The sequence below is a fragment of the Micromonospora sp. NPDC047670 genome (assembly GCF_043204915.1).
Taxonomy (GTDB): domain Bacteria; phylum Actinomycetota; class Actinomycetes; order Mycobacteriales; family Micromonosporaceae; genus Micromonospora.
Genome location: NZ_JBIDDA010000005.1, coordinates 272,037 through 294,540, shown reverse-complemented (window position 1 = coordinate 294,540; position 22,504 = coordinate 272,037). Strand labels below are relative to the sequence as shown.

At 71.1% G+C, this 22,504-nt stretch carries 18 protein-coding genes; 8 read left to right on the top strand and 10 right to left on the bottom strand.

Annotated elements, in window-relative coordinates; all coding sequences use genetic code 11:
* The first annotated feature begins 168 nt into the window (after positions 1 to 168).
* Together ACGF7U_RS14945 and ACGF7U_RS14940 are read left to right on the top strand one after the other, a co-directional pair.
* Entirely contained in the window at positions 169 to 420 is a 252-nt protein-coding gene (locus ACGF7U_RS14945; RefSeq protein WP_393106711.1) for a hypothetical protein, read from the top strand.
* 77 nt (positions 421 to 497) lie between these two features.
* Positions 498 to 938, top strand: a complete 441-nt coding sequence (locus tag ACGF7U_RS14940) for a TraR/DksA family transcriptional regulator (protein ID WP_393106708.1) — start codon at positions 498 to 500, stop codon at positions 936 to 938.
* Positions 939 to 964: 26 nt separating this feature from the next.
* On the opposite strand, the gene ACGF7U_RS14935 is transcribed toward ACGF7U_RS14940, so the two are convergent.
* The gene (locus ACGF7U_RS14935; RefSeq protein WP_393106706.1) at positions 965 to 1,558 is read right to left on the bottom strand and encodes a hypothetical protein; all 594 of its coding nucleotides are present in this window, start codon (positions 1,556 to 1,558) and stop codon (positions 965 to 967) included.
* Positions 1,559 to 1,709: 151 nt separating this feature from the next.
* Complete coding sequence (locus ACGF7U_RS14930) at positions 1,710 to 2,972, bottom strand: NAD(P)/FAD-dependent oxidoreductase (protein WP_393106704.1); 1,263 nt, start codon at positions 2,970 to 2,972, stop codon at positions 1,710 to 1,712.
* A 134-nt stretch (positions 2,973 to 3,106) separates the two neighbouring features.
* On the opposite strand from ACGF7U_RS14930, the gene ACGF7U_RS14925 reads away from it, so the two are divergent.
* From ACGF7U_RS14925 to ACGF7U_RS14910, 4 genes are all read left to right on the top strand, one after another.
* Complete coding sequence (locus tag ACGF7U_RS14925; protein WP_393106702.1) at positions 3,107 to 4,684, top strand: PucR family transcriptional regulator; 1,578 nt, start codon at positions 3,107 to 3,109, stop codon at positions 4,682 to 4,684.
* 256 nt (positions 4,685 to 4,940) lie between these two features.
* Positions 4,941 to 6,524, top strand: coding sequence for a DHA2 family efflux MFS transporter permease subunit (locus tag ACGF7U_RS14920; protein WP_393106700.1), 1,584 nt, complete (start codon positions 4,941 to 4,943; stop codon positions 6,522 to 6,524).
* Between the two features lie 78 nt (positions 6,525 to 6,602).
* Positions 6,603 to 6,905, top strand: coding sequence for a GNAT family N-acetyltransferase (locus ACGF7U_RS14915; RefSeq protein ID WP_393106698.1), 303 nt, complete (start codon positions 6,603 to 6,605; stop codon positions 6,903 to 6,905).
* A gap of 944 nt (positions 6,906 to 7,849) precedes the next feature.
* Positions 7,850 to 8,935, top strand: a complete 1,086-nt coding sequence (locus tag ACGF7U_RS14910) for an exo-alpha-sialidase (protein WP_393106696.1) — start codon at positions 7,850 to 7,852, stop codon at positions 8,933 to 8,935.
* A 175-nt stretch (positions 8,936 to 9,110) separates the two neighbouring features.
* On the opposite strand, the gene ACGF7U_RS14905 is transcribed toward ACGF7U_RS14910, so the two are convergent.
* Positions 9,111 to 11,102, bottom strand: a complete 1,992-nt coding sequence (locus ACGF7U_RS14905; RefSeq protein WP_393106694.1) for a beta-galactosidase — start codon at positions 11,100 to 11,102, stop codon at positions 9,111 to 9,113.
* 262 nt (positions 11,103 to 11,364) lie between these two features.
* On the opposite strand from ACGF7U_RS14905, the gene ACGF7U_RS14900 reads away from it, so the two are divergent.
* A complete protein-coding gene (locus tag ACGF7U_RS14900; RefSeq protein ID WP_393106692.1) occupies positions 11,365 to 13,296 on the top strand; it encodes an exo-alpha-sialidase in 1,932 nt (643 codons plus the stop codon).
* Here the strand turns inward: ACGF7U_RS14900 and ACGF7U_RS14895 are convergent.
* From ACGF7U_RS14895 to ACGF7U_RS14870, 6 genes are all read right to left on the bottom strand, one after another.
* The gene (locus ACGF7U_RS14895) at positions 13,191 to 13,625 is read right to left on the bottom strand and encodes a dihydrodipicolinate synthase family protein (protein WP_393106690.1); all 435 of its coding nucleotides are present in this window, start codon (positions 13,623 to 13,625) and stop codon (positions 13,191 to 13,193) included. The genes ACGF7U_RS14900 and ACGF7U_RS14895 overlap by 106 nt on opposite strands.
* 103 nt (positions 13,626 to 13,728) lie before the next feature.
* Positions 13,729 to 14,682 (bottom strand): dihydrodipicolinate synthase family protein, encoded by a 954-nt coding sequence (locus tag ACGF7U_RS14890; protein WP_393106688.1) that lies wholly within the window; start codon positions 14,680 to 14,682, stop codon positions 13,729 to 13,731.
* Positions 14,679 to 15,716: an oligopeptide/dipeptide ABC transporter ATP-binding protein gene (locus tag ACGF7U_RS14885; RefSeq protein ID WP_393106686.1), complete on the bottom strand. Its 1,038-nt coding sequence runs from the start codon at positions 15,714 to 15,716 to the stop codon at positions 14,679 to 14,681. The genes ACGF7U_RS14890 and ACGF7U_RS14885 overlap by 4 nt, the downstream gene beginning before the upstream one ends.
* Positions 15,713 to 17,704, bottom strand: coding sequence for a dipeptide/oligopeptide/nickel ABC transporter permease/ATP-binding protein (locus tag ACGF7U_RS14880; protein WP_393106684.1), 1,992 nt, complete (start codon positions 17,702 to 17,704; stop codon positions 15,713 to 15,715). Before ACGF7U_RS14880 ends, ACGF7U_RS14885 begins: the two co-directional genes overlap by 4 nt.
* Entirely contained in the window at positions 17,704 to 18,663 is a 960-nt protein-coding gene (locus tag ACGF7U_RS14875; RefSeq protein WP_393106682.1) for an ABC transporter permease, read from the bottom strand. The genes ACGF7U_RS14880 and ACGF7U_RS14875 overlap by 1 nt, the downstream gene beginning before the upstream one ends.
* Positions 18,664 to 18,861: 198 nt before the next feature.
* Positions 18,862 to 20,418, bottom strand: coding sequence for an ABC transporter substrate-binding protein (locus ACGF7U_RS14870; RefSeq protein WP_393106680.1), 1,557 nt, complete (start codon positions 20,416 to 20,418; stop codon positions 18,862 to 18,864).
* Positions 20,419 to 20,627: 209 nt separating this feature from the next.
* On the opposite strand from ACGF7U_RS14870, the gene ACGF7U_RS14865 reads away from it, so the two are divergent.
* The gene (locus ACGF7U_RS14865; protein WP_393106678.1) at positions 20,628 to 21,416 is read left to right on the top strand and encodes a FadR/GntR family transcriptional regulator; all 789 of its coding nucleotides are present in this window, start codon (positions 20,628 to 20,630) and stop codon (positions 21,414 to 21,416) included.
* 73 nt (positions 21,417 to 21,489) lie between these two features.
* Here ACGF7U_RS14865 and ACGF7U_RS14860 read toward each other — a convergent pair whose 3' ends face one another.
* Complete coding sequence (locus tag ACGF7U_RS14860; RefSeq protein WP_393106676.1) at positions 21,490 to 22,167, bottom strand: FadR/GntR family transcriptional regulator; 678 nt, start codon at positions 22,165 to 22,167, stop codon at positions 21,490 to 21,492.
* Between the last annotated feature and the right edge of the window lie 337 nt (positions 22,168 to 22,504).

Sequence of the window (22,504 nt, the reverse complement as noted above, 5' to 3'; positions counted from 1 at the left end):
GCGGCGTGATAGCCGAGGGAGCGGCGGCGCAGGGCGGCCAACCACCGCACCCCGGTCGCAGGTCAACCCCCGTCCGGGCCGGCGACGGCGCGCCCAGGCCGGTGGCCACCCTGTGGCCGCTGCCGCAGGTGGTGGCCGATGCCCGGGCGGTCGGTCTATGGTGGCGCCGTGATCATCTGCGGCCCGTCCCGGCAGCCCCGCTCCGCGGTGCTGCGCGACGCTGCCGCGGGCCCGCGCCCGGTCCCCGCCACGGCGGCGTCGACGGACGCGCCGGCTCACCTCGTCGCGGGCACGATCCTGCGTCACCTCGTCGTGCCGGCGGTCGCCCGCGCCCGTCGGGGCGCCGTCGCGCCGATCGTCGCGCCGCCGACCCGGCGGGCGCCCGGCCAGCGCCGCCCGCCGCCACCCGGCCGACACTGACATGTCCGGCACCGGCGGGCGGAGCGCATCAGCGCTCCGCCCTTTCTTTTCACCCCGAGCAGGAAGGAACCCCGATCGTGTACGTCGCGAGCAGGCAGGACGAGTTGGGCGTGCTGCGGATCGTCCTGGAGGAGCAGTACGAGCGGCACAGCACGCAGCTGGCGCTGCTGGACCGGCAGGCCCGCCGTACGCGCGCCGACGTGGCGGCCGCCTCCGCGCTGACCGCCGCCACGCGGCGGGCCCTGGGCGACATCGCCCGGGCGCTGCACTACCTGGAACAGGGCCACTACGGCACCTGCGAGGCATGCACGCGCGACATCCCCATCGAGGAACTCGCGCACCGGCCGTCCGCGCGGTTCTGCGCCACCTGTCAGCCGGAACCTCACCGGCAGCCCGCCCGCGGCGCCACCGCCGTCCATGGCACGCCTGCGGCGCCCACCGCTGCCTGCGGCGGCGTGCCCGAGGGCACGTGGCCGAAGGCCGGGGCGCCCTCCTGGCACCGGATCCAGGGCCGGTAGACGAAGAGGGCCAGACTGCGCGCGACCTACGCGGCGTTCGCCGCGACCGCCACGAACTGGGCGACCCGCAGCAGGTCCCGCGCGCGGTCGTAGGCGACCGGATCGTCGCGCCACACCTCGGGGCGGACGCGCTCGTCGAGCGCGTCGACGGCGGTGGCCAGGAGCTGCCGCTGGGCCGACGTCAACGGTCCTCCCGCCGCCACGCAGGCGCGGACGCAGGAGTCCAGCCACGTCCCGACCGGGTCGAGGGGCGGCAGCAGGGCCGGCCGGCGCTCGCGCTGCCAGACCGTCAGCGCGTGGAGCGCGGCCTGCCGGGGCGCGCCGTACCAGTAACCCCACACGTGGTGCGGATTCGGATCGTCCGGGCGCGGGCTGCGCTGCCCGCGGCGTTTGGCCGCGCCACGGGCGGCGGCGTTGCGACGGAACTCGGCCCGCCTGGCGAGTCGGCTCGCGGCGAGGACGTCGAGCGCGCGGAGCAGGGCCGCCTCGTCCCGCTGGAACGGCCCGGCCTGCTCCTCAGGGAAGCTCAGCGTGGCGTGGAAGCCGATGGGCCGGTACAGCTGCACGCAGGAGCGCAGCGCCGACACCCGATGCCGGTGGGGCAGGGCCGGATCGCGCACCTGGCGGGCGTAGGCGCTGAAACCTACTCCGGCGAGGCTATCGACAAGGGTGCCGGCCCGCCGACCGTGGATCCTGGTCGGCGGGCCGGCGTCGTCCTGATGGCGGAGGTCACGGCCGGGTGGGCCGTCCGTGAGGCTTGGGCGGCGCCCGTCAGCGCAGCGGGTCGAAGGGAAGCAGCTCCACGGGCTGCCCGCCGCCGGTGATCTGCTCGGCGAGCAGTTCGCCGGTGAGCGGGCCGAGGGTGATGCCCCACATGCCGTGCCCGCCGGCGGCGAAGACCCGCGGCGACCTGGTCCGCCCGATCAGGGGCAGCCCGTCGGGGGTGCAGGGCCGCGCGCCCACCCACTCGTCGGCGCGGGCGTCCAGGTCGGCGCCCCGCAGCAGGGGCCGCGCGGCCTCGGCGATGGCCGAGATGCGGCGGCGGTCCAGCGGCGCCTCGGCGCTGCGGAACTCCATCATCCCGGCGACGCGCAGCCGGTCGCCCAGCGGCGTGCAGGCGACGCGCTGCGCGGGGAAGTAGACCGGGCCGGACGGCATGTGCTCGATGGCCACGCTGAAGCTGTACCCGCGGCCGGCCTGCACGACGGTCCGGACGCCGAAGCGCCGCCCCAGCTCCCCGAGCCAGGTGCCGGTCGCCAGCACCACCGCGTCGTAGCGCTCGTCCGTGCCGGCGGAGGTGACCACCCGGACCCCGCCGGCCTCGTCGCGGACATCGACGACGTCGGTGCCGGCGACGATCGACGCGCCGCGGGCGCGGACGGAATCGGCGAGCGCGTGCACGTACTGCCCGGGGTTGATGTACCGCTGGTCATGCAGGCGGATGGCGGCGCCGACGTTGTCCGACAGCGAGGGCTCCACCTCGCGCGCCTCGGCCCCCGTCAGGACGTCGAACTCGATCTCCTGGCCCGCGGAGTGGATGTGCGCCAGCTCGTCCAGCAGGACCGAGCGTTCGGCCTCGCTCCGGTACGCCGCGATGAACGACTTCGCCTCGTGCGTCATCGCCCCGACCCCGCCGGCCGCCAGCGCGTCGAACGACGCCAACGCGCGCCGGTTCATCGGGATGAACGCCCGCATGGCGGTGCGCCACTTCGACGGGGTGCTGTGCCGGGCGAAGCCGGTCAGGAACCGCAGCAGCCGGGCGTCGGCGCGCGGCGGCACGTAGACCGGCGACGACGGGCTCAGCACGGCGCGCAGCCCGTAGCGCAGCACCGCCGGCTCGGGCAGGGGAGTGGTGATGCCCGGGGTGAGCCAGCCGGCGTTGCCCCACGACGCGCCCGCCGCCACGCCCGTACGGTCGAGCACGGTGACCTGGACGCCCCGCTCCTGCAGGAACCAGGCGGTGGCCAGCCCGACCATTCCCGCGCCGATGACGGCGACGTGTCGGGGGGCGCGCGCGGACTCGATGGGGGGCATGGTCGTTTCTCCTTCAGGGCAACCGGGATCGCGCCAATCCTGGCCCCGCCGGCGCCGGTACGTCATTGTTTTGCCAGGCCAAGGCTTGTCTCGCCGATTGGTCGAAGCGAACAAGGGCAGGGCACAATCTGGTCGTGATCACCGTGGCTGGCGTGGTGGACGCGGTCGGCGCCGCGTTGCTCAAGGTCGTCGTCGCCGCGGGTGCGGCGGAGGTGCGTGACGTGACCCTCGCCGAGGTCGACGACGCCACGAGCGGCCAGAGCGGCGACCTCGTCCTAGGCGCGGGCATCGGCACAGCGGAGCAGGCGCTCGCCGTCGTCGCGCGCTACGCGCAGGCCGGGGCCGCCGGCCTCGTCCTCAAGCCTCCGCTGGCCGCGCATCCCGCCGTGCGGGCGGCGGCCGCCGAGCGCCACCTGACCCTGGTCGAGCTGCAGAGCCACGGTTCGTGGGCCCAGCTCGTCTGGCTGCTGCGCGGGGTGATCGACCGGGCCGTCGCGCCCGGCCCGGCCGACACCGGCGAGTCCGGGGTGTACGACGAGCTGTTCGCCCTCGCCGACGCGACCGCCGCCGTCGTCGACGCGCCGGTGACGATCGAGGACGCCCAGTCCCGGGTGCTCGCGTACTCGTCACGTCAGGACCGCGCCGACCCGGCGCGCGTCTCGACGATCGTCGGGCGCCGCGCCCCCGGCAACGTGATCGCCCACTTCCGGTCGCGGGGCGTCTTCCGCAAGCTCGCGACGGGCACCGAACTGATCTTCGTGCCGCAGGGGCCGGACGGCACGCTGCCCCGGCTCATCATCCCGATCCGGGCCGGCGGTGAGCTGCTCGGCTCGATCTGGGCAGTCGTCGACGGCCCGGTGCCCGACGAGCGCCTGCGTGACCTTCAGGGCACGGCGTCCGTGCTGGCGTTGCACCTGCTCCGCCTGCGGGTGCAGGCCGACGTCGCCCGACGGGTATCGGCCGAGCGTCTGCGCGCCGCCCTGCGCGCCCCCGGCCGGATGGGCCAGGAGGAACTGGCGCTGCCCCGGGGGCCGTGGCGGGTCGTCGCGCTCGGCGCGCACGGCGGGACGGGCGAGCTGGTGGACAACCTGGCCCTGTGGGAGTCGATCACCCGCCGGCACGGCTGGCGCCAGCCACTGATCGCGGACGTCGGGGATGTCCTGTTCGCGGTACTGGTGGAGGAGGGGGACTCGCCCGGATCCCGGCGGTGGATGGAGCGGCTGATCCGCGACATCGCCGTGCACGACCCGGGGTTGTGCGCGGCGTCCGGCGGTGTCGCCCGGAACCTGACGGACCTGCCCCGGTCGCGGGGCGAGGCGGCGGAACTGCTCGCGCTGACCGGCTTGACCCGGCAGCGGGGTCCGGTGCTGCGCTTCGAGGACCAGTGGGCGGAGGTGGTCGTGCACCGCGTGGTCAGCGCGGTACCGAGCGCGGACCTGCTGGTCGGCGGGCCGCTGCCCGACCTCGTCGCCCACGACCGCCGGCACGGCACCGACTATGTCGCCACGGTCGCGGCCTGGCTGGAGCAGCAGGGCGACCCCAAGAAGGCCGCCCGGCAGCTGCACGTGCATCCCAACACGCTGCGGTACCGCATGCGCCGTCTCGCCGAGGTCGTCGCCGTCGACCTCGAGTCACCGCGCGCGCGGCTGGCGTTGCAGCTCCAACTCGCGGCGCTGGGGCCCGCGCCCGCCGCGCCCCGCCCGCCGGCGTAGCGGTTGGTCGGTGCGTACCGTCGGTAACCGCGCCGAAGGGCTCCGCGGAGCGCCTTCAATCTCCGGAAGTGGGCCTTTCGGCGGAACTTGTGGGGAGTGACGTCCGCCTCTACCGCCGGAAATCCGGAAGCCGAATGTCACTGCGGGTCGTTAGTCTGCGCGCGGACATCGCTGCGCTCGTGACAGCGCGCGCCGGGTTCACCGGACCGGCGACCGGCCAGCTCCCGCTGGCCCCAACGGGGATTCAGGAGACTTAGTGACACAGAAAACCATCGCGACCTCAGACAAGCTCGACGCCGCGGTACTCAAGGTGGCAGGGGTCGTCGTCCTCGGCGCGATCATGTCGATCCTGGATGTGACGGTCGTCAGCGTCGCCCTGCCGACCTTCCAGCGTGAATTCGACGCGACCTACGCCGAGGTCGCCTGGACAATGACCGCCTACACGCTCGCGCTGGCCACAGTGATTCCGCTCAGCGGCTGGGCCGCCGACCGGTTCGGCACCAAACGCCTCTACATGGTCGCGCTGGCCCTGTTCACGATCGGGTCGGTGCTGTGTGCCACAGCCGACACGATCGGGCAGCTGATCGCCTACCGCGTGCTGCAGGGCCTCGGCGGCGGCATGCTCATGCCGATCGGCATGACGATCATGACCCGGGCCGCCGGACCCCACCGGATCGGCCGGTTGATGGCCGTCCTCGGCATCCCGATGCTGCTCGGGCCCATCGCAGGCCCGATCCTCGGCGGCTGGTTGATCGACACGGCGAGCTGGCACTGGATCTTCCTGATCAACCTGCCGATCGGCGCCATCGCGCTCGTCTACGCCGCGCTGGCGCTGCCGAAGGACGCCCCCGAGCCGTCCGAGTCGTTCGACTTCGTCGGCATGCTGATGCTCTCCCCGGGCCTGGCCCTGTTCCTCTACGGCGTCTCCACGCTGCCCGAGGCCGGCACCTTCGCCGACCCCGAGGTGTGGGCGCCCATGCTGGTCGGCGGAGCGCTCGTCGTCGCGTTCGTCCTCTACTCCTTCAAGCCCCGGCACCCCCTGCTCGACCTGCGGCTGTTCGCCAATCGCAACCTGACCATCGCGTCGGTGACCATGTTCGTGTTCATCATCGCGTTCATGGGCGCCGGCATTCTGTTCCCGAGCTACTTCCTGCTGGTCCGCGGTGAGTCGACGCTGGCCGCCGGCCTGCTCATCGCGCCGCAGGGCATCGGCGCGATGATGACGATGCCGGTGGCCGGGATGCTCGCCGACAAGGTGCCCGTCGGTCGCACCGTGCCGTTCGCGCTGGTGCTCATCGCCGCCGGATTCTTCACCTTCACCCAGCTCGACGCGGACACGTCGTACTGGTTGCTCTGCGGCTCGCTGTTCGTCATGGGCCTCGGCATGGGTGGCACCATGATGCCGATCATGACCTCGGCGCTGAAGACCCTGAACGCCCAGGAGGTCGCCCGCGGTTCCACGCTGGTCAACATCCTCCAGCAGATCGGCGGATCCGTCGGCGCCGCGGTGATGTCGGTGATCCTCACCAACGAGATGAACAACTCGCGACCGATCCCCGGCGTGACCGACCCGAACGGCGAGCCGGTCACCGAGGCCGGCCTCGCCACCGCCATCCAGCAGCAGCCGGAACTGGCCCAGCAGTTCCCCGTCGAGCCGTCGCTCATCGACCGGGGCCTCGACTTCGCCGCCGGCGCGTTCTCGAACACGTTCTGGATCGCGTTCGCGCTGGTGGTGGCCACGTTCATTCCGGCCGCGTTCCTGCCCCGCCGGCGCGAGCCGTCGCACCTGCTCGACGACCAGCAGGGGGAGCAGGAGAAGGTGCCCGTCCTGCTCCACTGACGCGGGGGTCGGGGCCGCCCGGGGAACACCCCGGCGGCCCCGACCGGTCAGCGCGGTGGCCCGTGGTTGGATGGCCGAGTGCAGTTCACCGTGACAGACGCGCCGGAGCGAGAGCGTTTCGAGGCGCGGGACGAGACCGGAGCACTCGCCGGCATCGTCACCTACCAACTGACCGGCAACATCGTCGCCTACACCCACACCGAGGTCGTGGCGGAGTTCGAGGGCCAGGGAGTGGGCTCGACCCTGGCTCGCGCGGTGATGGACGACGCCCGCGGCAGAGGTCGGACGGTGGTGCCGATCTGCCCGTTCCTCAGCGGATGGTTGGGCAAGCACCCCGAGTACGACGCCATCGTGGCCCGCTCGACGCGCAAGGTGAAATAGCGGCTCCCGGACCGGCGGCCCAGCCGGGTGCCGGGGCGAGCTGCGTAACGCAGTCGGCGAATTACGTACGGGCCGGCATGAGCTCTGGCTTTCGGCGCAGACCCGTCCTGGGTGCCTGCCGTAGCGGCAACGGTGTCCCGGCAGTGCGGCGGCTGACCGCAGCCGGACAGTGGCAGCCGACTGACCGATGCGTCTGGATCGTGGCGGACGCCGGCTGCGAATAGTCTCCGGGCTGGACGTACTGCTGGCCGATTTGCCGGCGCTGGGCCGTGGTCCGGATGCGCACGAGTCTCTTTCTTCGGCAGCGGCCGCAGTGGCGCCGTCGCGCGTTGGCAGACATGGGACCTTATCGACTGCTGTCGACCGCTTGTCGCAGCAGATCGACCGTTCGTCGCGTAGCGCATGGCCTTGGCCGCCATCTCGGCCTTAGTGTTCAGATAGGACGTCCTACGTCCTCGCCTGATTGCCAGGTTGCCCGCTCCAGTAAGGAGGCGCGCGCGGCTGACGAACTGCTACAGCGAGGCGCCGCTGGAGGCGCGGCACGCAGCCGTCGCCCACCCGCACGCCGAGCCTCGGGACTTCGACCTCGCGAACCTGGTGCCGAGCACCTCGCGGGTTCGACCCCGGACGTACTGCCGGCCAAACCCGAACTCGTGGCGGAACCCGTGCTCGTCCGGGTTCCGGACGAGCAGCCTCTTGACCTGGTGGCCCTACTCCGCAGCGGCGTCGAGACACCGCGGCGCCGCTGGTCCGTCTCACCGCCCCACGTCCCATCCGCGAAGGAAGGTGGCATCGTGTCAACCATCACCCGCAAGGTTCCCGCGCCCCGGACGGCGATCGCCGTCGGGTGCGCCGCCCTGCTCACAAGCCTGGCCGGCGCCAGCGTCCCGTCAGCTGCGGCGGCGCCGGCCCAGACCGATCAGGGCTCACGCTGCGAAGGGTCTGTGCCCTTCACCGCCGGAGCCGACGGGTACAAGGGTTTCCGTATCCCCGCGATCGTAGCCACCCGGTCCGGCACCCTGCTGGCCTTCGCGGAGGGGCGGCTCGCCTCGCTCAGCGATGCCGGCGACATCGATCTCGTGCTGAAGCGGTCGATCGACGGAGGATGCACGTGGGGATCCCTGCAGGTCGTACACGACAGCGGCCCCAACACGGCGGGCAACCCCGCCCCGGTGGTGACCGCGACCGGTCGGGTCGTGCTGCTGTCGACGTACAACGGCGGGACCGCCTCCGAGGCTGCGATCATGCGCGGCGAGGTGCCGGCCGAGCAGAGCCGTCGGGTCTTCGTCCAGCACAGCGACGACGACGGGGCGAACTGGTCCGCGCCACGCGAAATCACCGCGCAGGCCAAGGCGGAGAACTGGCGTTGGTACGCCACCGGCCCGGGCCACGCGATCCGGCTTGCCCTCGGCGCGCACCGGGACCGGCTCGTGGTCCCGGCCAACCATTCGATCGCACCGCCCGCCGGCTCCGCCGACCTCGGTACAGAGGCGAAGTACTACGGCGGGCACCTGCTCTACAGCGACGACGCAGGCGAGAGTTGGCGGATCGGATCCGTCGACGACAACCCGAACGGGTACGTCAACGTCAACGAGTCCACGGTGGCCGAACTGCCCGACGGCCGCCTCTACGTCAACACCCGTGAGCACAATGGCAGCGCGCCGGGCAACCGCGCCGACGCGTACAGCCGCGACGGCGGCGAGACCCTGGAGCTTCCGCACCGTCCGCAGGCCACGCTCGTGGCGCCGGTCGTGCAGGGCAGCGTCCTGCAGCTGACCGGTGCGAGTAACCAGCTGCTCTTCTCCGGCCCCGGGGACCCGAGCGCCCGCGCGGCGCTGACCCTGCGGGTGAGTACCGATCGCGGCGTGACCTGGCGGCCGGCCCTGGCGCTGTCCGGTCTCCCCGCCGCCTACTCAGATTTGGTCCAGCTCGGCGCCAACACGGTCGGCGTGCTCTACGAGACGGGCAACTTCGGGGCGAACGAGACGATCACCTTCCGGCGGGTCCCGGTCACTCAGCTTCGGCCGTGACCGCCGGCCGCGAACCTACGGCACCAGATCGCCGCAACCGGTGATCCCGGCACGGGTGCCGCTGCGCAGAGCGGCGGCACCCGTGCCGCCCGTCGTCACGGGTGATTCTTCGTGGTGCTCCAGCCGCGGCGCACCAGAAGACTCGCCCGGCGAGACGGCCGGGAACCGCCCCCCGTCACCTCCGTAGCACCGCGACGCCGCGGGGAGCGAGCGTCACGGCGTCGGCCGCACACGTGCGGTCGCCGAGTAGGTCGACCGCCGGCGCGGGCAGCGCGACCGTCACCGTCTCGGCGCTGTGGTTGAGCAGCAGGAGGTACGACCGGTCCGGGCCGTGCCGAACCACCGCCTGCAGCCCTGCGGGCAGGTCGGGTAGCACGGGCTGCACGTCCGCTACGCCACGGATGCGGTCGAACAGCGCGCGCATTGTCGACGGCTCGGGCTGGGTGGCCAGGTACCAGGCCACACCTGCGCCGTACGGGTGGCGGGTGATCGCCGGCCGGCCGGCCAGCTCGCCGTCGGCGAAGGTGGCCACCACCTCTGCTCCCTCGGTCTCGATCCATTCCGACCACACGGTGCCGCTGTGTCGCTCTCCCGCGAAGTCCAACTCGATCGTGTCGCCCGCCGGCAGCGGCCAGAACTCATCGATGCGCAGCCCCAGCAGGTCCCGCAACGGGGCGGGGTATCCGCCCAGGTACGCGCGGTCGGACTCGTCCACGATGCCGGAGAAGAACGACACCACCAGGTGCCCGCCGCCCTCGACGTAGCGACGCAGGCGGGCGGCCACCTCGGTGGACATGAGGTACAGGTTCGGCACCACGACGAGCCGGTAGCCGGACAGGTCCGCGGTCGGCGGCACGACGTCGCAGGTGACGTGGGCGTCGAACAACGGCGCGTAGTGCGCCCGGTGGGCCTCCAGCAGGTCGAGCACGGCCGGGTGGGCGTCCGACTCCAGCGCCCACCAGTTGGCCCAGTCGTGCAGCAGCGCGACGTCGGCGTGCACGCGCGTGCCGGCCAGCTCGGCGACTCCCGCGATCTCCCGTCCGAGCGCCCGAATCTCGCGATGGGCGCGGGTCTCGGTACCGCCGTGCGGCACCATCGCCGAGTGGAACTTCTCGGCGCCGCCGACGGCCTGGCGCCACTGGAAGAAGAGCACGGCGTCCGCGCCCTGGGCCACCGCCTGCCAGCTCCACAACCGCATGAGCCCCGGCGGCTTCGGCGCGTTGCGCTCGCGCCAGTTGACCGCGCTGGGTGCCTGCTCCATCAGCAGCCAGGGCTGGCCGCGACGCGCCGAGCGGATCAGGTCATAGCCGAACGCGGCCTCCACGTGCGCCCGCGGGTGGTACGGGTCGGGATAACTGTCGAGGCTGACGACATCCTGTTCGGCGGCCCACCGGTAGGAGTCGATCGGCTTGTGGACCAGGCCGATGAAGTTCGTCGTCACCGGGACGTCCGGGGCGAAGCGGCGCACGATGTCACGCTCGGCGAGATAGCAGGCGAGGATGGCATCGTTGCTGAACCGGGCGAAGTCCAGCTTCTGGGCGGGGTTGGAGAAGGTCGGCGCGGTGCGCGGGGGCAGGACGTCGGCCCAGTCGTCGTAGCGCTGCGACCAGAACGTCGTCGACCACGCCTCGTTGAGTGCGTCGATGTCGCCGTACCGCTCGCGCAGCCAGCACCGGAAGTCCTCGGCGGACACGTCGCAGTAGCAGGCCCGCACGTGGCAGCCGTACTCGTTGCCGATGTGCCACAGTTGCAGCGCCGGGTGCCCGGCATAGCGACGGGCCAGGCGCTCGACCAGCCGCCCGGCGTACTCCCGGTAGACCGGGCTCGACGGGCAGTACTGCTGTCGCCCGCCCGGCCAGAGCCGCACCCCGTCGATTCGTTCCGGCAGCGCCTCGGGATGGAGCCGAGACAGCCAGGGTGGTGGGGAAGCGGTCATGGTGGCGAGGCTGGCTCCGATACCAGCCTCGGCCAGGTTGTCCATCACCCGGTCGAACCAGCCGAACTCGTACGTGTCGGGACGTGGTTGCACGCTCGCCCAGGAGAAGATGCCGACGGACACGAGCGACACCCCGGCATCGGCCATGAGCTTCATGTCCTCGACCCACACGTCCTCGGGCCACTGCTCGGGGTTGTAGTCCCCGCCGAACGCGATCTTCGGCATGGTCATGCCACACCCTTCCTCTCGGTGGGTTCGGCCGGCAGTTCGCGCTGGCGGCGCGCGACCATGACATGGGATGTCCTGGTTGTCGGGGACAGTATGGCGACCATGAGTTGGCGTCAAGAGATGCTTGTCGCTGTCTCGATGCCGCGCGTATTGTCCTGGGCATGACATCCTACGTCCTATGTGTTCAGCCTGGCTGACGCGATCGGTCGCCTGAAGCCATCGCGTGGACGACGGGGCGCACGACTCTCACGGAGGGTGCGACGAGATGAACGACGGGTTCTTCCCGGAGGCTCCGACCGACTCACGCCGCCGTTACCGTGGCCTCGCGGCGGCACTGATCCTGGCCGGCGTCGTCCTCAGCATGATCGGCGGCCCCGCGAGCGCCGAGCCCGCCTCGACGGGCACGAGCACGACAGCCAACGCAAGCCAGACCAGCGAGCCGTACGTCGCCGAGCAGGTGCTCTACCAACGAGGGGACTTCGGATACGCCTGTTTCCGCATCCCGGCCGTGGTGCGAGCAGAGAACGGGATGATCCTGGCCTTCGCCGAGGGACGGGTGAAGGACTGCGGCGACGACGAGGACATCGACCTCGTGTTGCGCCGTTCCGCCGACGGAGGCCGGACCTGGGGGCCACTGCAGGTGGTCTCCGAGGGCAACGGCGAGACCCACGGCAACCCGGTGCCGATCGTCGACCGGACCACCGGTCGCGTGGTGGTGGTGAGCACGCACAACGGTCCGGAGCCGTGTTCCAACGGCTGTGACCGCGACCCGTGGGTGCAGTTCAGTGACGACAACGGGGCAACGTGGTCGACCGCCCGCGAGATGAGCGAGGGCAAGCGTCCGGAGTGGAACTTCTGGTACGCCACCGGCCCGATGCACGGGATCCAGCTTCAGCGGGGAGCGCACGCGGGCCGGCTGGTGGTCGGGGCGAGCTTCGAGGCCTGGGACCGGGTCGGCAAACACGTCTACGGCACGCATCTGCTCTACAGCGACGACAACGGGGTGACCTGGAACATCGGTGCGGAGACTTTCCGCGACGACGGTGCGGTCATCGCGCAGGAGGTCACCGTCGTCGAGCTCACCGACGGGCGGATCTACGCGTCGGCCCGGGAGCGCGGCACCGACCCGGGCGACCGGGCGTACGCGTTCAGCAGCGACGGCGGCGAGACATGGGACGCGCCATTCCGCACCATGCCGGCGCTCGCGACGACCGACGTCCAGGGCTCCCTGCTGCGATTCGGTGATGACCGCATCCTCTTCTCCTCGCCGCTGCACCCCAGCGCCCGCGAGGCGATGGGCGTCCGCTCGTCGTACGACGAGGGGCGCAGCTTCGAGACCTGGAACGAGGGCAAGGTCTTCTACTGGGGTCCCTCGGCCTACTCCGACATGGTGCGCCTCGACGGTGACGAGGCGGCGCTGATGTACGAGGCCGGCCCAGTCAACCCGTACGAGACGATCCGGTTCGCCCGGTTCAACGAGGCGTACCTGGACACCCCGAACGGCACTCCGCCCCGCATTCCCGCCCCGCCGGCGCCCGGAGCGCAGACGCCGGACGAGTCGCCGTACCACAATGCCGCCTACGTCCGGGGTGGCGCCCAGGTCACCGCTGGCCGGTTCGGCAACGGGCTGGCACTTGATCGAGTCGACGACCGGGTGGAGGTGCCGTTCGACCGGTCGATCGACCTCGGCGCGCACGACTTCACGCTGAGCACGTGGATCCGGTACTCGGACAAGGCCGGCGCGCACTCCGTCCTGTGGTTCTACCGGGTGGACTCCGGCACCAACCCGCCTGCGCTATGGCTGCGGGCCGAGCCGGCGAGCGGCCGTATTCGCGCGATCCTCGCGGTGGGCCGGTACGACGTCACCGTGCAGTCGCGGAGCGCGTACAACGACGGGCAGTGGCACTTCGTCGTGCTCCAACGGGCGGGCGGGCAGCTCAGGCTGCTGGTGGATGGCGTCGAGGTTTCGTCGGCGGTGGCGCCGGCCGGCTCGGTGACCCTGGGCCGGGAGTTCGGCGTCCACGGGCTTCACATCGGACAGCGCCTGGACGGCGTGGACCGCTTCCGCGGCACGCTGGACGAGGTACGCGTCTACCGGCGCGCCCTCTCCGCCACCGAGCTGGCCCTGATCCAGGAGCGGAACCTCCCGATCGGCGGCCGACTCGGGCTCAGGCTGCCGCTGGAGACCGTCCGCTGACCGACAGCCGTCGTCGGGAAGTGGCGCCCACCGGGCGTGCGGTGGGCGCCACTTCCGCTCGGCGCGAACGCCCGCGCCCGGTGGACTCGGCCCAGGCAGGTTTGGGCGCTCATGTGGCTGGCACCGATCTGGAACGGAATCCGGTGGCGCCCGCACCTGTCGGCGACAAGCTCGTTGATCCGGTCGTACTCCTCCTCACCGAGCGTGTGGAACTCGCCCGCGGTGCCGTGCGCGTAGACGCCATCGAGCCCGGCGCCGACGAGGACGTCGAGAGCGTGCGCCAGCCGGTCCCAGGCGATCGTGTCGTCGGCATGCAACGGCAGGAGCACCGTCCCCCAGGTACCGCGTAGATCTGCCGATCTCAGTGCCGGCGCCACGTCTGGTGATTCCGATGCGGCGTGTCGCGGTGTCCGCAGTCGCCGCTCCCGGGCATCACAGCAGGCCGCCAGCGCTCAGGTATTTCCCGACCCGGGCGATCTCGTCCTCGTTCAGCGGGATCTGCGGCACCGCCGTTGTCGGATGGTCGATGATTCCGCGCAGGTACAGTGCGGCCTTGAACGCTCCCAGCGCGGACGAACCCAGCCCCATCCGCGGTCTGCCGACATTGACGAGTTCGAAGAGGCGCAGCAGCCGCTCCTGTTCGGCTCGCGCGGCCTGCCAGTCGCCGTGCGATGCCGCGCGGAACAGCCGGGCGTAGCCGTGCGGGTCGACGTTGCCCAGGCCCGGCACCACGCCGTCGGCGCCCATCCACAGCGCGGAGTCGACGGTGAGTTCGGAGCCGGTCAGCACACTGAACGAGGCGATGTCCCGACGGTCCCGTCGCCCGAGGATCATCCCGCGCATCGCGCCCTCGTCACCACTGGAGTCCTTGACTCCGGCCAGCACGCCGTCGCTGGCGAGTTCGAGCAGCAGGTCGGCGCCGAGCTTGCTGTGCACCGAGACCGGCAGGTCGTAGGCGTACAACGGCAGCCCCGCGCGCGCCGCGATGGTGCGGAAGTGCAGCTCGATCTCCGCGGGGTGCGTGCGAGTGTAGAAGGGGGCGGTGGCCACGAGCCCGTCCACGCCCGCCTCGACGGCCACCCGCGCATGGTCCAGCACACGCAGGGCGGTCATGTCGATCACGCCGGCGAGCACGGGAACCTGGCCCGCGACGTGCCGCGTGACGGTGTCGAGCACGATCTTGCGGTGGCCGTCCGGGAGGAAGGCCACCTCAGAGGTGGAGCCGAGGACGAACAGCCCATCCACCCCGCCGTCGAGCAGGTGGTCCACCAACCGGGTCAACGATGCGGTGTCGACCTCGTAGTCCGGGGTCAGTGGGGTGGACACCGGAGGGATGACGCCGGTCAGTGCGGCCGACCGCTGTGGCGACAGTTCGTGGGTGATCATGCAGTCTCCTGGGCTTGGCTGGTCAGTTCGAGGTCGGTCGCGCCGTCGCGGATCGGGTGGTGGCAGCGGAACAGGTGATCGTCGGGCCGGACGACGGTGTCGGTCCGCGCTGCCGGCATCTGCCTGGCGCACTGGTCGTCGGCCTTCCAGCAGCGGGTACGGAAGGGGCATCCGCTGGGCGGTCGGGTGGCGGAGGGAACCGGCCCGGCCAGCGGGATCGGGTCGATCGGGAAGAGCAGACCGGGAGTGGCGGAGAAGAGTGCCCGGGTGTACGGGTGGCGGGCCCGGCCGGGCACGGCCTCGGCCGGGGTCTGCTCGACGATCCGCCCGAGATACATCGTCACGACCCGGTCGCTCATTCGCCGCACCGTCTGGATGTCGTGCGAGACGAAGACCATCGCCAGGTTGAGCTGTTCCTTCAGGTCGAGGAGCAGGTTCAGGATCTGCGCGCGCACCGAGACGTCGAGCGCGCTGGTCGGCTCGTCGGCGATCAGCAGCTGCGGCCGTAGCGCCAACGCGCGGGCCACCGCGACCCGCTGGCGTTGACCGCCGGACACCTGGCTCGGCAGCAGGTCGGCGACGCTCGGCGGCAGGCCCACCAGGTCGAGCAGCTCACGTACCCGCTCGTCACGCTGGCGGGGGGTGCCCACCCGGTGCACGTCGAGTGGGTCGCGTAGCACCTGCCGGATGGACAGTCGGCGGTTGAGCGCCGTCGAGGGGTCCTGGAAGATCATCCCGGTGCTGGAGCCGATCGCCGCGCGGCGCGCCGAGTGCGGCATCGACCAGAGGTCCTGGCCGCGAAACCGCACCGTGCCCGTGGTGGGCTTCTCCAGCCCGACGAGGACCTTCGCGAGCGTCGACTTGCCGCAGCCGGATTCGCCCACGACGCCCACCGTCTCGCCGGCCTCGATGGCGAGATCCGCGGCGGTCAGCGCGTAGACGTGATCGCGGCGGAACAGCCCGCCGGAGCGCGCCTTGTACGTCACGTGCACGTCGGTGAGTTCGACGAGGCTTGGGGTGCCTGGCGCAGTCATCGTGCCTCCGCGGGGCTGGCCGGTGCGGCGTTCGCGCCGGGGGCGAGGGCGGACGTCGTGACGTCGATCGCCGGGTGGTGGCAGGCCACCTCGTGGTGGCGCTGCCCCGCCAGCCGCGGCGTCCGGGTTCGGCAGATCTCGGTGACCATGGGGCAGCGGTCGGCGAAGCGGCACCCGCGGGGGAAGTCGGCCGGGGCTGGTACGACGCCGCGGATCTGGGTCAGCCGCGCGGCGCCGGATTCCAGCGACAGCACCGAGCCGAGCAGCCCGCGCGCGTAGTGGTGTGCGGGTGCGCCGACCAGGGTCGCCGTGACGCCGGTTTCCACGATCTGACCGCCGTACATCACGACGACGCGGTCGGTCACGTCGGCGACCAGGGCGAGGTCGTGCGAGACCAGGATCAGAGCGAAGCCGAGCTCGGCACGCAGCCGGAGCAGCAGCTGGATCACCTGCGCCTGCACGGTCACGTCCAGCGCCGTGGTGGGTTCGTCCGCGATGATCAGCTTGGGTTCGCGCGAGAGGGCCATCGCGATCAGGACCCGCTGCCGCTGCCCGCCGGACAGCTCGTGGGGGTAGGCCGCCAGGGTACGCGCGGGATCGAGGCCCACCAGCTTCAGCAGCTCCGTCGGGCTCCGCCGTCCGCCCCGGCGGACGACCTGTTTCAGCTGCGCCTTGACGGTCATCGCGGGGTTGAGCGATGACAGTGCGTCCTGGTAGATCATCGCCATGTCGTGGCCGAGCAGCCGGCGGCGGGCGGCCCGGGGAAGCGTGAGCAGGTTCCTGCCCTCGAAGAGGATCCGGCCGCCGATGCGGGCACCGCGCGGCTGCAGGCCCATGATGGTCAGTGCGGTCAGCGACTTGCCGCAGCCGGATTCGCCGACGAGGCCGAGCACCTCGCCGGGGCGCACGTCGAAGGTGATGCCGTCGACGACGTCCACGCCGTCGTGCCGGCCTTCGAAGCCGATGGTGAGGTTCTGGACCTGCAGGATCGGCTCGCCCTGCGGCAGTGGGCGGGCCCGTTCGGCCAGACGCTGCGCGGCCTTCGCCAGCCCCGGCAGTTCGGTGATCTCACCTGATCCGGGGGTTGCCTGCTCAAGCGCGTCGACGTCCTTCGCCTTCTTGACCGGGTCCGCGCGGCGGGCGGTGGGTGCGGCCCAGGCGTCGGAGACGCCCTCGGCGAGGATGTTGAGCGTGAGGACGGTGATCAGGATCAGCAGGCCGGGGAAGACCGTGGCCCACCAGCCGCCGAGCAGGACCATGTTCCGGCCGTCGGCGATGACGCTGCCCCACGAAGGGTCCGGTGGGCGCACTCCGGCGCCGATGAACGACAGTGACGCCTCGAAGACGATCGCGTCGGCCACCATCACCGTGCAGAAGACCAGGATGGGTGCGGCGCAGTTGATCGCCACGTGCTTGAGCAGGATGTGTGGGGTGCGGGCGCCGATGACGCGTTCGGCGGCGACGTAGTCCTCGCCGTACTGGGCGAGCACGTTCGCGCGTACCACGCGGGCGACGGACGGCATGTAGAGGAATGCGATGGCCAGCACCAGCACCGGGATGCTGCCACCGAAGACGGCGACCAGCACGGCGGCGAGCGCGATGCCCGGAAACGCCATGACGACGTCGAGGCTGCGCATGATCGCCTCGTCGACGGCCTTGCGTGACGTGGCCGCGACGGCGCCGATCACCGCGCCGGAAACCAGCGCGATGGCGGTCGCGCCGAGTCCGATGAGCAGTGACCACCGTGCGCCGTAGAGCAGTCGGGTGAAGATGTCGCGGTTCGCGCTGTCCAGGCCCATCCAGTGTGTCGTGCTGGGCCCGCCGCCGGCGGCCTGCTGCACGTACGGTGAGTGCGGGGCGAGAACGGGGGCGAGGAGCGCGGCGAGGGCGATGACGACGAGAACGGCGATGGAGATCCACGAGGGCACGCCGAGCCGCCGGAAACCGATTCCCGGTCGGGAGAGTCTCCTCGCGAGTCCGCTTCGCATCACGCTGCGCTCCTGATTCTCGGGTTGATCAGCAGGTAGAGGACGTCTACGACGAGGTTCACCACGACGAAGCCGGTGGCGATGGTGAGTACCACGCCCTGCACCACGGCGGGGTCTCCGTCGCGTACGCCGTTGATCATGAGCTGTCCCATCCCGGGCAGCGAGTAGATGGTCTCGATGACCACCGCGCCACCGAGCAGGTAGCCGATGCGCAGGCCCAGCACCGTCAGCGGGTTGATCAGCGCGTTGCGCAGGACGTTGCGTCCGATCACGACGATCGGCGGCAGGCCGCTGCCGATCGCGGTGCGGACGTAGTCCTTGTCCAACTCCTCGACCATCGACGTGCGGATGATCCGGGTCAGCTGGGCGGCGACGGGCAGCGACAGGGAGAGCGCCGGCAGCGTCATCGACCGCAGCCAGCCGCTGAACGAGTCGCCGGGATTGATGTAGCCGCTGGTCGGGAACCAGCCGCGGTCGACCGCCAGCCACTGGATCATCAGCAGGGCCAGCCAGAACGCCGGCGCGGCGACGCCGATCAGCGACACCAGCCGGATGAGCTGGTCGGGCCAGCGGTCGCGGAAGATCGCCGCGGTGACGCCGAAGATCAGGGCCAGGGTCACGGCGACCGACAGGCCGAGGAAGGTCAGTTGCAGCGTGAGCGGCAGCGCGGTCACGACCGAGTCGAGCACCGGCGCCTTGGTGAGGACGCTGGTGCCCATGTCGCCGTGGAGCAGGTCGCCGACGAAGCGCACATAGCGCACCGGCAACGGATCGAGCAGGCCGTTCTCCACCTGGAACTGGTGAATCTGTTCCGCCGTCGGGTTGGCGCCCTGGAAGTAGGCGTACTCCGGTTTGTTGTTGGAGAACCGCATGATGATGAACACGAAGAGGATGACACCCAGCAGCAGCGGGATCAGGATGAGTGTCCGGCGGACCAGCATTCTGGCGACGACTGCCACTGGTTGACCTCCTGGTGCGGGGTCCGGCTGATGGGCGGTGGGGTGGGGGGGCGGGGGGGGCCCCCCGCCCCCCCCCGGGGGGCCCCGCCCGGGGGGGGGGCCGGGGGCCCCCCCGGGGGGGGGGGGCCGGGGCCGGGGGGGGGGGGGGGGGGGGGGGGGGGGGGGCGCCCCCGCCCCCCCCCCCCCCCCCACGGCGGGTCAGACGCGCTGGGCCTGCAGCAGGTTGATGCCCGGGTAGGCCTGCGGCCGGACTCCGGTGAGCTTCTTCGGATCCCAGGCGGTCATCAGCTCCGTGTGCAGGACGGGGTAGAGCACCGCCTGCTCCGCGATGACGTCGAGGTACTGGTGCAGCAGCCGCAGCTTCCTCGTCGGGTCGGTCTCCTGGGCGGCCTTGTCCATCAGCGTGAACAGGTTCTTGGCCTCCGGGCTGGTGTCCCACTTGGTGTACTTCATCCAGGTGCCGCCGGAGGTGTAGTTGTAGCGGAGGATGAGGTCGGCGTCCAGGCCGAACTGGTTCGGGTTCGACGCCGCCGCGACCACCTGGTAGGACTGCGACTGGTCCATCTTGGTGAAGAGCGCGGCGGTGTCCTGTGGTTCGAGCGTGGTCTTGATGCCGACCGCTTGCCAGGAGTTGGCGATGGTGGGCAGGCAGTCGGCGATCCAGCTGACGTTGACCGCCATCAGCGTGACGGACAGGTTGGTCACGCCAGCGGCCGCCAGCAGTGCCTTCGCCTTCGCGGGATCGTGGTGGTAGACGGTCTTCGCCTTGGCGTACGACGGGTTCTGCTCGTTGAGGAAGCTCGTGGCCGGCGTGCCGTGTCCCTTGAGCGCCACGTCGATCATTTTCTTGGTGTCGATGGCGTAGAGCAGCGCTTGGCGCACGCGTACGTCATCGAAGGGCTTCTGGGCGGTGTTGAACATGAGGAACATGTGGTTCATGCCCTCGCCGCCCTCGACGCTCAGCCCGCTGTTGCGCAGTTGGTCGATGTTGGCGTAGGGGATGTTGTCGGCGATCTGCGCCTCGGCGCTGGCGCCGGAGATCTTCGCGACCCGAGCCGGCGACTCTACGATGGACAGCCAGTTCATCTTCTTGATGACGGGTTTGCGGGGGCCGTTGTAGTCGGCGAAAGCTTCGAGCACGGTGTTGGACTTCGGGTTGTGCGCGACCATCTTGTAGGGGCCGGAGCCGACCGCCTTGCCGCCCTTGGCCGCGTCCCAGCCGCCGGGTGCGCCGAAGACGTGCTTCGGCATGATCTTGGCGATCGTCAGGCGTTGCAACGCGTCGGGGAACGGGAAGTTGAAGACCAGTTCGACGCTCGTGTCGTCGACCTTGCGTACCTCCTTGAGCCAGGTGCCGAAGAAGGAGTAGGTGAGCGTCTTGGCGGCCGGGTCGAGGATGCGCTGGAAGGTGAAGAGCACGTCGTCGACCGTGACCGGCTGCCCGTCGTGCCATTTGGCCCCCTGCCGCAGCGTGAATTTCCACGTGGTCGCCGCGGTGTCGGCTGGCAGGGCGGTGGCCAGGGCCGGGTAGGGCTCGCGGGTGATCGGGTCGGTGTCGACCAGTCCCTCGTAGATGTGGTTGTTGGCGGCCATGGAGAAGGCCGAGGCGGTCATGGTCGGGTCCCAGCTCTGGTTGTTGCCGTATCCGATGACGGCGGTGACGAGGTCTTTGTCGCCGCCGGCCCCCGCGGAGCTGGTGGACGCGGGGCCGCTGCAGGCGGAGAGGGTGGCGGAGATGGCCGCGGCGGCGCTCACCGTTCCGCTGTAGCGCAGAAAGTCGCGGCGGCTGAAAACTGGCCGAGAAACCGGAGCGCTCACGGTGCCTCCTGTAAGGGATTATGGCGTCGTCTTGGAGTGATCTCTTCGAGCCATCACATTGGACGTCCTACGTCCCATGTCCTGTTAGAGTGGAGGCTAGGGGCCGCGCTCGTCGCCGGTCAAGACCAAATGACCAGGAGATTTCCGTGGTGTTACACGCCGATCGTCAGGACGCGAGCGACGCCTCGGCCCGGCCCCCCACAGCACGCCGCATTCCCGCAGGTCAGCCGCGTCGGCTCAGCCGCGCTGTCGAAGTGCAGGAGGCGGTCAAGGGCCTCATCCTGCAGCGCGGGCTGGCCACCGGGGATCCGCTGCCGACCGAGTCCGAGCTGATGGAGGAGCTGGGCATCGGCCGCAACTCGGTCAGAGAAGCCCTCAAGGTCCTTCAGGCCGTCGGCATCGTCGACATCCGCCACGGCTTCGGGATGTTCGTGGGGCGCATGTCGCTCAACGGCCTCGTCGACGAACTGGCCTTCCACAGCCGCATCACCCTGCAGGGCGAGCGCAACCACCTCGGCCACCTCATCGAGATTCGCGAACTGCTGGAGAGCGGCCTGGTGCAACGCCTGATCGACCAGCAGGAAGACCGGGACGTGGCACCCGGCCTCGCCCCGGCCCGCGATGTCATCGCGCAGATGGAGGCCGAGGCGCGGGTGGGCACGGTCTCACCCGACACCGACCGCCTCTTCCACGACGTGCTCTACCGCCCGCTGGGCAATCCGCTGGTGGGCAGGCTGCTCGGCGCGTTCTGGGAGGTCTACCACCAGCTGAGCGACGACCTCGGCCCGCCCGACGAGACGCCCGCCGACGTGGCTCGTAAGCATCGAGACATCTACACAGCCGTCGTCACGGGGGATCGCGTGTCGGCGGCGGCGGCGATGCGCGCCCACTTCGACGGCGTGCGCGCCCGGCTGGCCCGCCTGGGGCAACACTGACCGTGTTCGCCCGCCTCGGTCGCGGCGGTGCTGCCGTGCGGAACAGAGGTCGGTTGGCGCTGACCGACCCGGTTCACGCCGCTTCGCTGTCGAGCGCCTTCGCGGCCTGGGCCGCCTCGGCACGGGCGACGCGCTCCTTGACATCGCGGAAGTGCCGTTGCATCGCCTCCCGGGCGGCGGACGCGTCCCGGGCGCGCAGCGCATCGACAATCCGCCGGTGGTTGCCCACCGTCACGTCCATGCGCTCGTCCGGCCCGCCGACCAGCGGCTCGACCTGGTGGTAGACCTGCCAGAACAGGTCGATCAGCTGCAGCACGAGCTCGTTGCCGCAGGATTCGTAGAGCAGCGCGTGGAAGGCCCGGTCCGCCTCGAGATCGGTCTGCATCGCGGTCACGAGGGCGTCGAGCGCCGCCAGGCGGCTCGGACTGGTCGAGCCGGCGACCCGCGCGATGAGCGCGGTCTCCAGCATCTCCCGCACCTCCACGAGGTCATGGAGCGCGCGGACGCCGTGCGGACCGGAGCGGATCCGGAACTCCAGCGACGGGCTGAGCACATCGAGTGAAGCTTGGCCGACGAAGGTGCCGAAACCGTGGCGGATCTCGACGATGCCCAGCGCCTGCAGCGCCCGAACCGCCTCGCGTACGCTGTTCCGACTCGCCCCGAGCAGGCCCATGAGCTGCGGTTCGGTCGGCATCGGAGCGCCGGGCTGGAGCTGACGATCGTGGATCAGGGCCACGATGCGGTCCTGCACGGTCTCGCCGTTGCGTCTTGCCATCCCCGTGCCTCCAGGATCCTCCGCGGCCGGCGCACATCCTACGTCCGGAAACCGCGCCCCGCTCAGGAGCAATGTACACAGGGCGCCCATTGCGGGGCTGCTGGTGTCGCCCATCATCCGCACGGCGACGGACGTCCCATGTTCCGCGCCACGGAGATGGACATAGCCCGGCTCCTCGCGGGTCGCGGGGGCCCCCCCCCCCCCCCCACGGGGGGGGCCCCCCCCGCGGGGGGGGGGCGGGGGGGGCGGGGGGGGGGGGGGGGGGGGGCGGGGGGTGGGGGGGGAGGGGAAGGTTTTTTTGCGCGAAAAACCC